Source organism: Sinorhizobium arboris LMG 14919 (genome assembly GCF_000427465.1).
In the GTDB taxonomy this organism is placed as follows: Bacteria; Pseudomonadota; Alphaproteobacteria; order Rhizobiales; family Rhizobiaceae; genus Sinorhizobium; species Sinorhizobium arboris.
Genome location: NZ_ATYB01000014.1, coordinates 2,308,995 through 2,321,445, shown reverse-complemented (window position 1 = coordinate 2,321,445; position 12,451 = coordinate 2,308,995). Strand labels below are relative to the sequence as shown.

General features: G+C 61.8%; 10 protein-coding genes. 9 read left to right on the top strand and 1 reads right to left on the bottom strand.

Annotated features, from left to right (window positions below; genetic code table 11):
* The first annotated feature begins 75 nt into the window (after positions 1–75).
* The 4 genes from SINAR_RS0122560 (at position 76) to SINAR_RS0122545 (ending at position 4,894) form a co-directional block, all read left to right on the top strand.
* On the top strand, positions 76–480 hold the full coding sequence (locus tag SINAR_RS0122560) for an endonuclease domain-containing protein (protein WP_028001178.1): 405 nt from the start codon (positions 76–78) through the stop codon (positions 478–480).
* An 84-nt stretch (positions 481–564) separates the two neighbouring features.
* Complete coding sequence (locus SINAR_RS0122555) at positions 565–1,854, top strand: DUF6638 family protein (RefSeq protein ID WP_028001177.1); 1,290 nt, start codon at positions 565–567, stop codon at positions 1,852–1,854.
* A gap of 3 nt (positions 1,855–1,857) precedes the next feature.
* Entirely contained in the window at positions 1,858–3,078 is a 1,221-nt protein-coding gene (locus SINAR_RS0122550) for a DUF2333 family protein (protein ID WP_028001176.1), read from the top strand.
* A gap of 109 nt (positions 3,079–3,187) precedes the next feature.
* Positions 3,188–4,894 carry a formate--tetrahydrofolate ligase gene (locus tag SINAR_RS0122545; protein WP_209439311.1) on the top strand — a complete coding sequence of 569 codons (1,707 nt, stop codon included), beginning with the start codon at positions 3,188–3,190 and terminating at the stop codon, positions 4,892–4,894.
* A gap of 192 nt (positions 4,895–5,086) precedes the next feature.
* Here the strand turns inward: SINAR_RS0122545 and SINAR_RS0122540 are convergent, their stop codons facing one another.
* On the bottom strand, positions 5,087–5,920 hold the full coding sequence (locus SINAR_RS0122540) for an extensin-like domain-containing protein (RefSeq protein WP_028001174.1): 834 nt from the start codon (positions 5,918–5,920) through the stop codon (positions 5,087–5,089).
* A 281-nt stretch (positions 5,921–6,201) separates the two neighbouring features.
* On the opposite strand from SINAR_RS0122540, the gene SINAR_RS0122535 reads away from it, so the two are divergent.
* The 5 genes from SINAR_RS0122535 to queF all read left to right on the top strand — a co-directional run bounded on the left by SINAR_RS0122535 (position 6,202) and on the right by queF (position 12,432).
* Positions 6,202–8,433: a TonB-dependent hemoglobin/transferrin/lactoferrin family receptor gene (locus SINAR_RS0122535; RefSeq protein WP_028001173.1), complete on the top strand. Its 2,232-nt coding sequence runs from the start codon at positions 6,202–6,204 to the stop codon at positions 8,431–8,433.
* A gap of 99 nt (positions 8,434–8,532) precedes the next feature.
* Entirely contained in the window at positions 8,533–8,577 is a 45-nt protein-coding gene (gene trpLE / locus SINAR_RS1000000137535) for a trpE operon leader peptide TrpLE (protein ID WP_178385068.1), read from the top strand.
* Between the two features lie 114 nt (positions 8,578–8,691).
* Positions 8,692–10,881, top strand: a complete 2,190-nt coding sequence (locus tag SINAR_RS0122530) for an anthranilate synthase (protein WP_028001172.1) — start codon at positions 8,692–8,694, stop codon at positions 10,879–10,881.
* Between the two features lie 169 nt (positions 10,882–11,050).
* Complete coding sequence (locus tag SINAR_RS0122525) at positions 11,051–11,971, top strand: cation diffusion facilitator family transporter (protein WP_028001171.1); 921 nt, start codon at positions 11,051–11,053, stop codon at positions 11,969–11,971.
* Positions 11,968–12,432 carry a preQ(1) synthase gene (queF, locus tag SINAR_RS0122520; protein ID WP_028001170.1) on the top strand — a complete coding sequence of 155 codons (465 nt, stop codon included), beginning with the start codon at positions 11,968–11,970 and terminating at the stop codon, positions 12,430–12,432. The genes SINAR_RS0122525 and queF overlap by 4 nt, the downstream gene beginning before the upstream one ends.
* Positions 12,433–12,451: the final 19 nt, after the last annotated feature.

Sequence of the window (12,451 nt, the reverse complement as noted above, 5' to 3'; positions counted from 1 at the left end):
CGCAACGGTGTCCCCTCTCCCCGCAAGCGGGGAGAGGGTTAGGGTGAGGGGCAGACCCCAGGGCAGAGCGCAATCATGAGAGGAGCGAACGAACGCCGGACGGAACGCGCGAGGAGTCTGCGGCAGGCCGACAACGACGCGGAATCGATCCTCTGGTCGGAACTGCGAGACCGGCGTCTCAACGGCTTCAAATTCGTCCGGCAGGTCCCCATCGGTCCTTATTTTGCTGATTTCGCCTGCCGTGACGTGAGGCTGGTTATCGAGGTCGACGGCAGCCAGCATCAGATCGGCGGCGGCGACGAGAGGCGCGACAGGTACATGGTCGGGAACGGCTGGAGTGTGCTCCGCTTCTGGAATACCGACATCTTCAATGACCGCACGGCGGTGCTGGAGACGATCGTGGCGGTGCTCGAAAAGCGGTTGGCGCGGGAAGTGAGGAGTGCGGATTTGACCTTCGTTCCGGGGGAGAAGAAGAGATGACTCGGGTGTTGAACTTGGCGTCTCGGTCTGCCCCTCTCTTCATCCGGGTTGAACAGGGGGCGGGCCGATGAGGAACATGGCCGCATGAAGCGTCTTCTGGAAGCGGAGCTCATCTATGGACGGCTGCTCGACATTTCCGAGCCGCATCTCGTTGCGCGCTATAACAAGGCCCTCAAAGGCTTCGGGCTGAAACCGACAGAGCTTCAGCGGTTCAGCATCGACATGACCGGCTTCTCGCCCGAGATAGCCGAGGAAATCGGCGATCGCGACTATCTGGATCCGAACCGGGTCAACCGGCGCTTCATTATCCTGACGCCGGCGCAGGCGGAACTGCCGGTCGTCCACACGAGCTTCTCCAACACGGCGGCGCTGATGCACGAGTTCTTCAACGCCAATGGCCGCGCGATCAATGCGATAACGCTCAAGGATGCGCTTTATGGCGAGATCGAGGACTCGGTCTCGGTCGTCGAAGACATAGACGATCTGCTTTCCATCAACGAAGTCCGCTTCCGGGTGCTTTCGGCGGAAGACATGCTCGGCAAGGCGACCGAACTGCGCGAGCTTGTGGACCGGCTGAAGAAGGTGCCGAACGCGTGGGCGGACGACGCGATGCTCGGCCGGATGGTGGAGCTCGCCAGGACGACCGGCGACATAAGGCAGAACGTGCTCGTGCCGGACGAGCTCGTCTTCCGCCATGAGGCCTTCTGGGCCAATCACTTCGGCGGCGTCTACGTCTTTCTCGACGCGAAGACGACCACCGTCATCTGTGATCCTTCGGTGCCCGGCTTCCGCCGGTCGCGGCCCTGGCAGGTGAGCTACATCGCCATAACCGACCATGCCCGCATTTACGATTTCCTGGCGACGACGAACCGGCTGCAATTGCCGCAGGCTTCCTGGGTGCAGGAGTCCGGCCTATTCCAGCATCGGGCGGATATGGTGATCCGCGGGCTCGTCAACGCCGCCGATCCGAATGCGGACCTGATGCATGTCGACAGAATATGGCTGCAGACCTGGATCCACCGCAATGCGGCGCTCGTGGCGCGCGACGGGACTTATCCTTTCATTCAGGAAATGACACGGGCGATCGCCGCGACGGGTACGATCAGGATGCAGGACGTCGCGCCCGAGAATCGCTTCCTGCTTGTCCGCGCCGCCCCGCAGCATCAGGATCAATGGCTCGTCAACCGGCTGGTCTCCGAGCTCGTTCCGCGCGACTTTGTCTCGCGGTTCGTGTTCGACAAGCAAGGCTTCTACAAAGCCTATGAGGGCTACAGCGAAAACTTCCGCGAATATGTTGTTGCGACACTGACCGGCACATATCTCAGGGACAAGGCCGCCTTCCGTCACAAGCTCTACGGTCTCAAAGAGGAATAAAACATGTTCGATCCGATCGTTGCGTTCTTTCAGCGTGTTTTTACGGCGATCGGCCGTGGCATCGGGTTGGCGGTGGCGTGGCTTCTCTGGCCGTTCGTCGCGCTCGGCAACTGGTATCGGGAACGAAGCTGGATCATCAAGGGCCCGATCGCCCTGATCCTGTTCTGCCTGGTCCTGTTCTACGGCTACTTTGTCTGGCAGACGCAAGCCTGGACGAATTTCGACCCTGATTATGTCGATCGTTACAAACTCGCCGAGCGCAAGCTGCCGGCCGGTTCGCCCGTCAGCGGCCCCGGAACGACGACGGGACAGTCCGGCGCCGCGGCCGACGCAAGCCGGGCCGCGGTCGCTCCCTCCGGTGCCGACAGTACGACCGAGGCCCTTGCCGTGGCGCAGCTTCCGGCCGGGACGGTCTGCCAGACCTCGGCCATCGTCGACGTGGCGGCCGATCTCATCGACCTCAATGTCAATCAGAATGCCTGGATATCGTCCATGCTGGGCTACAAGCTCGGGTTTTTCGGGCTCGACTGGGACGATACGCCGTGGCTGGACAACAAGGCGTCCTTCCAGCGCGGCATCAACCAGGCGGTGCGCCGCACGGCGGTGGAACTCGTCGATTCGCTCGGACGCGTGCGCGGCACATCGGGCGTCAATGCCGACCTGCAGAGCGCGCGCGGCAATATCCAGTTCGACGAGGAGACCTGGTATTTCGGGCTCAACCCCTTCGGCCCCAAGACGCCGACCCCGAGCTTCTATCGCTCGGCCATGCGCGATCTCAGGAAATTCAACGTTTCTCTCGGCAAGTGCGAGGCGATCTTCGACGGCCGTTCCGACAACATGGTCGAGTTCCTCGACCGGGTCGCGAACGATCTCGGCAATACCTCGGCCATCATCCGCGAGCGCTCGGAGTTCCACAATGGCGGCTGGTTCGACACCCGGGCGGACGACCGCTTCTGGTTCGCCTTCGGACAGCTCTACGGCTATTACGGCATCCTCTCGGCCGCCGGCGGCGATTTCGAGAATGTCGTCAGCCAGCGCGGTCTGGCGCCGATCTATACCGAAACGATGAAGCAGCTTCGCGCTGCGCTCAGAATTCAGCCGCTGATCATCTCGAACGGCCGCGAGGACGGCTGGATCATGCCGACGCATCTCGCGACGATGGGCTTCTACATCCTCCGGGTTCGATCGAACCTCGTGGAGATGCGCGATATTCTTGCCCGTTGACGCGCGGCGTGCGAGCCTACAGCGCCGCGCGTGCCAGTGGAGGCGCTAAGGTCGCTGCAGCAGCAGGCACAGGAAACGGAACTTGCGTATTTTCCGCGGAGGAGGCGGGATGCGTGAGGCAAGCTTGGGGGGAGCCGTGGGAGAGGTAAAGTCGGACATCGAAATTGCGCGCGCCGCGCGCAAACAGCCGATCATGGAGATCGGCGCCAAGCTCGGCATTCCGCCGGAACATCTGCTTCCCTACGGCCATGACAAGGCCAAGGTGAGTGCCGAATTCATTGTGGCGCAAAAGGAGAAAAGGAACGGCCGGCTCATTCTGGTGACGGCGATCAACCCGACGCCGGCGGGCGAGGGCAAGACGACGACGACGGTCGGGCTCGGCGACGGCCTGAACCGCATCGGGAAGAAGACGATCGTCTGCATCCGCGAGGCATCGCTCGGACCCTGCTTCGGCATCAAGGGCGGGGCGGCCGGCGGCGGTTACGCCCAGGTGGTGCCCATGGAGGATATCAACCTTCATTTCACCGGCGATTTCCACGCGATCACTTCGGCGCATAATCTGCTCTCCGCCTTGATCGACAACCATATCTATTGGGGCAACGAGCAGGCGATCGACATTCGCCGCATAGCCTGGCGGCGGGTCATGGACATGAACGACCGGGCGCTTCGCCAGATCGTCGGCTCGCTCGGCGGTGTCGCCAACGGTTATCCGCGGGAGACCGGCTTCGACATCACCGTGGCGTCCGAAGTCATGGCGATCCTGTGCCTTGCAATGGACGTCAAGGATCTCGAGAAGCGGCTCGGCAACATCATCATCGGTTACCGTCGCGACAAGAGCCCGGTCTTCGCGCGAGACATCAAGGCGGACGGGGCGATGGCGGTCCTGCTCAAGGACGCGATGCAGCCGAACCTTGTGCAGACGCTCGAGAACAATCCCGCCTTCGTCCATGGCGGCCCCTTCGCCAATATCGCGCACGGCTGCAATTCGGTCGTGGCCACTGCCACGGCGCTGAAGCTTGCCGATTATGTGGTAACCGAGGCCGGCTTCGGCGCCGATCTCGGTGCCGAGAAATTCTTCGACATCAAATGCCGCAAGGCCGGGCTCACGCCGGATGCCGCCGTCATCGTCGCGACCGTCCGCGCCATCAAGATGAACGGCGGCGTGAAGAGGGAGGACCTCGGGCGCGAGAGCGTCGAGGCAGTCGCGAAAGGGTGCGCCAATCTCGGCCGCCATATCCAGAACGTCAAGAAGTTCGGCGTTCCGGTGCTCGTCGCGATCAACCACTTCACTTCGGATACCGAAGCCGAGGTCCGCGCGATCAAGGATTATGTCAGAACCCTCGGTTCCGAAGCGGTTCTCTGCAAGCATTGGGCCGAGGGCTCGGCGGGCATCGAGGAGCTCGCTTACAAGGTCGTGGACCTCGCCAATGCCGGCCATTCGCAGTTTTCGCCGCTCTATCCCGACGAGATGCCGCTGTTCCAGAAAATCGAGACGATCGCCAAGGACATCTATCATGCAAGCGAGGTGATTGCCGACAAGCTGGTGCGCGATCAGCTGCGGACCTGGGAAGACCAGGGCTACGGTCAGCTGCCGATCTGCATGGCCAAGACGCAATATTCGTTCTCCACGGACCCGAACCTGCGCGGAGCGCCGACCGGCCACACCGTGCCGATCCGCGAGGTCCGGCTGGCTGCCGGTGCCGGCTTCATCGTCGTCATAACAGGTGAAATCATGACGATGCCTGGCCTGCCCAAGGCGCCTTCTTCGGAGCGGATAAGGCTGAACGAGCAGGGGTATATAGAGGGGTTGTTCTGAGGCGGCTCGGCCAGGGCTGCCCCTCAACCGGCTGCCGCCACCTTCTCCCCGCAGGCGGGGAGAAGGGATATGCCGCGCCCGCTCGCTCCCTCGAGCGGGCAGTGAATGCGGGGTTCAGTTGGCGCCGCTTGTCCCTTCTCCCCGTGAACGGGGAGAAGGTCGCGGCAGCGGGATGAGGGGCAATCCCACCCCTCAACGGCAATAGCGGTATCCGTTTTTCCGCTCGATGACATCCAGATGCAGGTGATCTTCATGTGCCGCATCGCTGCCCGGGTCCAGCACGGTCGTGAAATAAAGACAGGCCGACGCCGTGACCGCGCGCTGGAACGCGCCGGTAAGGGTGCCGTCCTCGTCGCGGGGCTGAATCTCGATGGTCTTGCCGTCGCTGAGAGTGAACGAGGCGATGTCGACCGCATTGCCGCGCGCGTGCTCCGAGATCTTGCCCGTATCCGCATTGTTTCTCAGGCGGCAGACATAGGTCGAGGCCTGGTTCAGAGCGGTGATGCGCGCCTCCGCTCCGAATGCACGCATGGCGGCACTGGCGGCCGTCTCCTTCGCCCAGCGGGCGAGGGCGAGCGCGGTCTCGCATCGCATCACGCCCTCGGGCTTCAGGCTCACGCCCGGCAGGATCGCGCTGACCTCAATCGGCTTGTCGATGCCGCACCCGTTGCCGTCGTCCATGCGGGCGGCCTCGGTAAATGCTGCGCCGAGCGATCGGAGTTCGGAGAGACAGGACGCATATTCCTGCGGGTTTTCCTTTTCGATCACCAGGACCGGCACGGCGTCGAGGGCGTCGTCCTTCCAATCAGGGGGTAGCTCCCGGTCAGCGCGAGCATCACTCCCGACCCGTCCGCTGGGCTTTTCCTCTGCATCGGCACCATTCGCCGGCGGCGCAGCGGGCTTGGGCGTCGGCGTCGGCTGATCGCCGCCGCTCGAGGGCCGTGCTACGGGCATCGGACCCCGTTCCGGCAGCGTCGCTCCCGAAACGAGGAATGCGACGATCAAAATTACCCCGGCGTGGCGCATGCAGGCCCTCTCCATCTCCTCTGCGGCCCCAGTCGGCGAAACGTACGAGAAACGATCCTGTTTCAAATTGTGCCCAAACTGAGGACGAGGACGGCTCGCAGGCGATGGAGAGAAAGATCGGACCCCTAGATTTATATTGACAATCACACTCATGTTTTCTTATGTGACGAAAATGAGGCAGGAACGAGTTTCGCCCTTGCCCGATTTCAGAACCTGCCCAGCCAGCCCTTGAGTTTGCCGCTCAACAGCAAGCCCGGCCAACACTTTCATAGGACTGGTCCATGCTTAACCGGCATCATCGCCTGGCGCTTTTGGCTTGCACGGCGGCAATATTCGCGCTCCCAATCCCCCCGGTACTGGCGCAGAGCGCGCCAACCGAAACGGCGGCGGAAGGCAATGCCAACACGACCGTGCTGAAGAAAATCGTTGCGAAAGGCGACCGTCTCGCAGGGGCGCAGCGCGGCGGCATCGCGGATACGCCGCTTGCGAGCGAAATCGACGAGAAGACGCTGGAGGAGAAGCAGGTCACCGATCTGGATGATCTGGGCCGCAGCGTCGATGCGGGGATAAATGCATCGCGCGCCGACTTCGGCGTCAATCTTCGCGGTCTTTCCGGTCCTCGTATCGTGACCACGATCGATGGCGTTCCGATCCCCTACATTTCGAACAGCGCCCGTCAGGATGCCTTTGCTTCGATCAATGCGAACGGTGGCGGGGACATGTTCGATTTCAATTCGCTCTCGGTGGTGGATATCGTGCGCGGCGCGGATTCGAGCCGTGGCGGTTCCGGCATGCTGGGAGGTGCCGTAGTGTTGCGCACGCTCGAGCCCGAAGATGTCATTTCCGATGGCAAGGATTGGGGCGCGATCTTCAGATCGGTCTATGACAGCGAAGACGACAGCATTGCCGGCTCCGTTGCCGGAGCCCGCAGCTTCGGCGAGACCTCCGTTCTCTTTCAGGGAAGCTATCGCAAGGGGAACGAGCGGGACAATGGGGGAACGGTCGGAGGCTACGGAAGCGCCCGGACGGAGCCCAACCCTTCCGATTTCGACCAGAACAATCTGCTCTTCAAAATTCGGCATGAACTCGAAGGTGGCCACAGAATCGGCCTAACGGCGGAAAGCTTCCGCCGCGATGCCGATAATGATCTTAGAGCGGAACAAGGGCGCAGGTTCAAGATCGGCGACTACACCGGATTTGAAGACCGCGACCGCAAGCGCGTCTCGCTCGACTATGATTTCGATGCCGCTTCATCGGACGACTTTTTCAGCTTTGCCAGGGCATCGCTCTACTGGCAGGACCTGGAACGCTCCTCCGGCTCGAACGGCCGGACGATTGCCGATGAGCCCTACGGTCGCGACAATTCGATCAGCAACGAGAGCGTGGGCTTCAACGGGCGTGCCGGCAAGGACTTCGAAGCCGGCGGTTTCGATCATTCGCTGACCTTCGGGCTCGATGTCGCCCGTTCCGATTGGAGTCAGTATACATCGGCGGTTTGCCCGACGCCGGCGACATGCCCGTCCCTCAACAACCAGTCTGAAATCCCCGACGTGAAGAGCACGACGATCGGTGCAATATTGGAGGACCGCATTTCTGTCGGCGAGAGCGCGTTTGCGCTGACGCCGGGATTGCGCTTCGACTGGTTCCAATATGACCCCGAGCTCAATGCAGGCTTCCAATCAAATCCGGGATCGGGCGTTTTCGGGGATCTGAAGGAAAGGGACGGGGTTCGCCTATCGCCGAAGCTCCTTGGGACCTATGACATCGCGCCGGACGTCGAGCTGTTTGCACAATGGTCGATGGCCTTCCGCGCTCCCACCGTGGACGAACTTTATAGCCGGTTCTACAATCCATTCGGGAGGTATGCACAGCTCGGTAATCCGGATCTCAAGCCGGAAACGGGCAACGGATTCGAGGTCGGCGCCAATTTCGACACTGGTGAACTGACTGGCCGGGTTGCGGTGTTTCACAACATCTATGACAACTTCATTGAGACCGTCACCACCCAGAATCCGGTCACGGGAATCACGGAATTCAACTACACTAACGTAAACAAGGCGCGAATCTCGGGCATCGAGTTGAGTGCGTTGAAAACTTTCGACAACGGCTTCAATCTTCACGCGTCTCTCGCCTATTCCTACGGCAAGAACCAGGACAATGACACGCGGCTGCGGACGGTCGCGCCTTTTAAGGCTATCATCGGCGGCGGCTACAGCCAGGAGACTTTCGGCGTGGATCTCTCGACGACCGTCTCGGCCGCCATGCCGGATGATGGCAAAAGCAATACCTTCGATGCCCCCGGTTACGGTCTCGTGGATATGACTGGCTGGTGGACGCCCGAGAGCTTCAAGGGCTTGAGGGTAGAGGCTGGAGTCTACAACATCTTCGACAAGAAGTATTTCAATGCTCTTGGCGTACGTGGCGTCAATCTTAACTCAACGTCTGCTCAGCCTCGCGATTTCTATTCCGAGCCGGGACGCACGTTCAAGGTCTCCCTGACCCAACGCTTCTGATCGGGCAGCGACGCGGGCTTGTGCGAAGGCGGCTCCTGACGGCCGCCTTTCCACTTTCCCGCTTGCGCGCCACCGCAAGCCGCGCTAACACTTCCGCCCATGGCAAACACGCAGAACATTTCGATCTGGTGGTGGGCTCGCTGAGGCGGCCTTGACCAGTCATGCGTGATTGAGAGATGGAGCCGCCCGGAGATTTCGAGGCGGCTTTTTTCGTATTCGGGCCGCGTGGAAAAACCGGGCTTTTACGGAGCAAGACGAATGGCAGCGGTAATTCTGGAAGACGGCGCGGAGCGTTATACCACGAAGGGTGGCATCGTCGTCACCCGCAGGCGGCGTGAGGCATCCTACAGCGACGCGATCGCTGGTTATGTAGACAGGCTGGACGAACGCCGCGGCGCGGTCTTTTCCTCGAACTACGAATATCCCGGCCGATATACCCGCTGGGACACTGCGGTGGTCGACCCGCCGCTTGCCATCTCCTCCTTCGGTCGCTCGCTCTGGATCGAAGCCTATAACGAACGCGGCGAAGTGCTGCTGGCGCTGATCGCCGAGGATCTGAAGTCCGTTGCCGACATCACGCTCGGCTCGCTTGCCGCCCGCCGTCTCGACCTTACCATCAACGCGCCCGATCGGGTCTTCACCGAGGAAGAGCGGTCGAAGATGCCGACGGTCTTTACGGTTCTTCGCGCGGTGACGAATCTCTTCCATTCGGAGGAGGATTCGAGCCTCGGCCTCTATGGGGCCTTCGGCTACGACCTCGCCTTCCAGTTCGATGCGATCGAACTGAAGCTTTCGCGTCCGGACGACCAGCGCGACATGGTTCTCTTCCTGCCGGACGAGATTCTGGTCGTCGATCACTATGCGGCAAAGGCCTGGATCGACCGCTACGATTTCGCCAGGGATGACCTTTCGACCGAGGGCAAGGCGGCCGACATCGCTCCCGAGCCGTTCCGCAGCGTCGACAGCATCCCGCCGCACGGCGACCACCGTCCGGGCGAATATGCCGAACTCGTCGTCAAGGCCAAGGAAAGCTTCCGCCGCGGCGATCTCTTCGAAGTGGTGCCGGGCCAGAAGTTCTACGAACGCTGCGAAAGCCGCCCCTCCGAGATTTCCAACCGGCTGAAGGCGATCAACCCGTCTCCCTATTCCTTCTTCATCAATCTCGGCAATCAGGAATACCTCGTCGGCGCTTCCCCGGAGATGTTCGTGCGCGTTTCCGGGCGGCGGATCGAAACCTGCCCGATCTCCGGCACGATCAAGCGGGGCGACGATCCGATCGCCGACAGTGAGCAGATCCTGAAGCTCTTGAATTCGAAGAAGGACGAGTCCGAGCTCACCATGTGCTCGGACGTGGACCGCAACGACAAGAGCCGCGTCTGCGTGCCGGGCTCGGTCAAGGTGATCGGCCGCCGCCAGATCGAGATGTATTCGCGGCTGATCCATACGGTCGACCATATCGAGGGTCGTCTGCGCGACGATATGGACGCCTTCGACGGGTTCCTCAGCCATGCCTGGGCGGTGACCGTTACCGGCGCGCCGAAGCTCTGGGCGATGCGCTTCATCGAGAGTCACGAGAAGAGCCCGCGGGCATGGTACGGCGGAGCGATCGGCATGGTCGGATTTAACGGCGACATGAACACCGGGCTGACCCTGCGCACGATCCGCATCAAGGACGGGATTGCCGAGGTGAGGGCGGGCGCGACGCTGCTCTATGATTCCAATCCGGAAGAAGAAGAAGCCGAAACCGAACTGAAGGCCTCTGCCATGATTGCAGCCATTCGTGACGCGAAATCCGCTAACAGCGCCAAGGCGGCGCGCGATGTCGCCCCTGTCGGCGCCGGCGTCAGCATCCTGCTGGTCGATCACGAGGACAGCTTCGTCCATACCTTGGCGAACTATTTCCGCCAGACGGGCGCGAGTGTCACCACCGTGCGCACACCGGTGGCCGAGGAGATCTTCGACCGGGTCAAGCCGGACCTCGTCGTGCTTTCGCCCGGCCCCGGCAGCCCGAAGGACTTCGATTGCAAGGCCACGATCAAGAAAGCCCGGGCGCGCGACCTGCCGATCTTCGGCGTCTGCCTCGGTCTGCAGGCCCTTGCGGAAGCCTATGGCGGTAATTTGCGGCAACTGGCGGTCCCGATGCATGGGAAGCCCTCGCGCATCCGCGTACTGGAACCCGGCATTGTCTTTTCGGGCCTCGGCAAGGAGGTGACGGTCGGGCGCTATCATTCGATTTTCGCCGACCCATCCAGCCTTCCGCTCGAATTCATGATCACGGCGGAAAGCGAAGATGGTACGATCATGGGCATAGAGCACAGCAAGGAGCCGGTGGCGGCCGTGCAGTTCCATCCGGAGTCGATCATGACGCTCGGCGGCGACGCCGGCATGCGGATGATCGAGAACGTGGTGGCCCATCTTGCCAAGCGGGCGAAGATCAAGGCGGCCTGACCTCTTTCGCGGTCGGCTGTATCGACATGAGGCATTCGACCGTTTGACAAGCGGTCCGTTATCGCCCATATGGCGCTCACGATCCGCCTGCGCGAAAATCCGCGCGGGCGGTTTTGCGTTTGAATGGCCTTGCATTTGCAACTCGTTTGCATCTGCAGGAGGAATGACGATGACCGGATCCGACAATAGAACCATCCTGCGGCTGGCCTTTTGGGGCATACCTCTGTCGCTGGCGGTGATGGGCCTGAAGATGCTGGCCTGGTGGGTGACAGGTTCGGTGGCGCTCCTGTCCGACGGACTGGAATCCTCCGTCAATGTGGTCGCCGCGGTGATCGCCTATGCGATGATCGGCTATGCGGCGAAACCGGCGGATGCGGACCATCCTTTCGGGCATCACAAGGCCGAATACTTCTCCGCGGTCATCGAGGGCGTGCTGATCGTTCTCGCGGCGCTGCTGATCATCTGGGAAGCCATTCCCGAAATGATGGCGCCGGTGCTTCTGGATGCTCCGGCGCTCGGTCTCGCCGTCAATTTTGCTGCCGGAGTCGTTAATGCCATCTGGGCCTATGTGCTTATCCGCGCAGGCAGCCGACACCGTTCGCCGGCCTTGAGTGCGGACGGTCACCACATTCTCTCGGATGTGGTGACCTCCGTGGGCGTGCTCGTCGGCCTTCTTCTTGCCATCGCCACCGGCTACGCGATCCTCGATCCGCTGCTCGCCGTTATCGTGGCGGGCAACATCCTCTTCCAGGGCTGGAAGGTCATTTCGCGCTCCGTCGACGGGCTGATGGACAAGGCGGTCCCGGCGGACGAAGAGGAAGCGATCAAGGCGGCGATCGCGGCCAATGCCGGCGGGTCTCTCGGCGTGCACGATCTGAAGACACGGCAGGCGGGCCCGGCGATCTTCGTGGACTTTCATATGGTCGTGCCGGAGGCGATGCCGGTCGGTGACGCGCATGATATCTGCGACCGGATCGAGGATGCGATTCGCGCCGTGCATTCGGGCGCGGAGATCGCCATTCACGTCGAACCGGAAGGCGAAAAGGCGCACGGGGTGCGCGTTAAAGTGAGTGGAGCATCACGGAAATGACAAAGACTGACGTATCGGGACTTTCACAATTGGGGACGAAAGTCGATCTGCCCCAAAGCCCGGAAGAGGCGGTGCTGGAGAAAGTACCGAGCGGGCATGGCGGCACGGATTTCGTCGTCCGCTTTACGGCGCCGGAATTCACCTCGCTCTGCCCGATGACCGGGCAGCCCGACTTCGCGCACATCGTCATCGACTATGTGCCGGACGGGTGGCTGGTCGAGTCGAAATCGCTCAAGCTGTTCCTGCATTCCTTCCGCAACCACGGCGCCTTTCACGAGGATTGCACGATAGAGATCGCGCAGCGGCTCGTTTCGCTGCTTTCGCCGAAGTGGCTCAGGATCGGCGCCTACTGGTATCCTCGCGGCGGCATCCCGATCGACGTCTTCTGGCAGACGGGAAACCCGCCGGAGGGCGTCTGGCTGCCCGATCAGGGCGTCCCGACCTATCGCGGACGGGGATGATGGCGCTTGCGGACTTGCG

What these genes read in the sequence shown, in the direction of transcription:
- SINAR_RS0122560 (WP_028001178.1), top strand. Translation starts at nt 76, where the DNA reads ATGAGAGGAGCGAACGAACGCCGGACGGAACGCGCGAGGAGTCTGCGG.
- queF (WP_028001170.1), top strand. Translation starts at nt 11,968, where the DNA reads ATGACAAAGACTGACGTATCGGGACTTTCACAATTGGGGACGAAAGTC.
- SINAR_RS0122525 (WP_028001171.1), top strand. Translation starts at nt 11,051, where the DNA reads ATGACCGGATCCGACAATAGAACCATCCTGCGGCTGGCCTTTTGGGGC.
- SINAR_RS0122530 (WP_028001172.1), top strand. Translation starts at nt 8,692, where the DNA reads ATGGCAGCGGTAATTCTGGAAGACGGCGCGGAGCGTTATACCACGAAG.
- SINAR_RS0122550 (WP_028001176.1), top strand. Translation starts at nt 1,858, where the DNA reads ATGTTCGATCCGATCGTTGCGTTCTTTCAGCGTGTTTTTACGGCGATC.
- SINAR_RS0122535 (WP_028001173.1), top strand. Translation starts at nt 6,202, where the DNA reads ATGCTTAACCGGCATCATCGCCTGGCGCTTTTGGCTTGCACGGCGGCA.
- SINAR_RS0122545 (WP_209439311.1), top strand. Translation starts at nt 3,188, where the DNA reads ATGCGTGAGGCAAGCTTGGGGGGAGCCGTGGGAGAGGTAAAGTCGGAC.
- SINAR_RS0122540 (WP_028001174.1), bottom strand. Translation starts at nt 5,920, where the DNA reads ATGCGCCACGCCGGGGTAATTTTGATCGTCGCATTCCTCGTTTCGGGA.
- SINAR_RS0122555 (WP_028001177.1), top strand. Translation starts at nt 565, where the DNA reads ATGAAGCGTCTTCTGGAAGCGGAGCTCATCTATGGACGGCTGCTCGAC.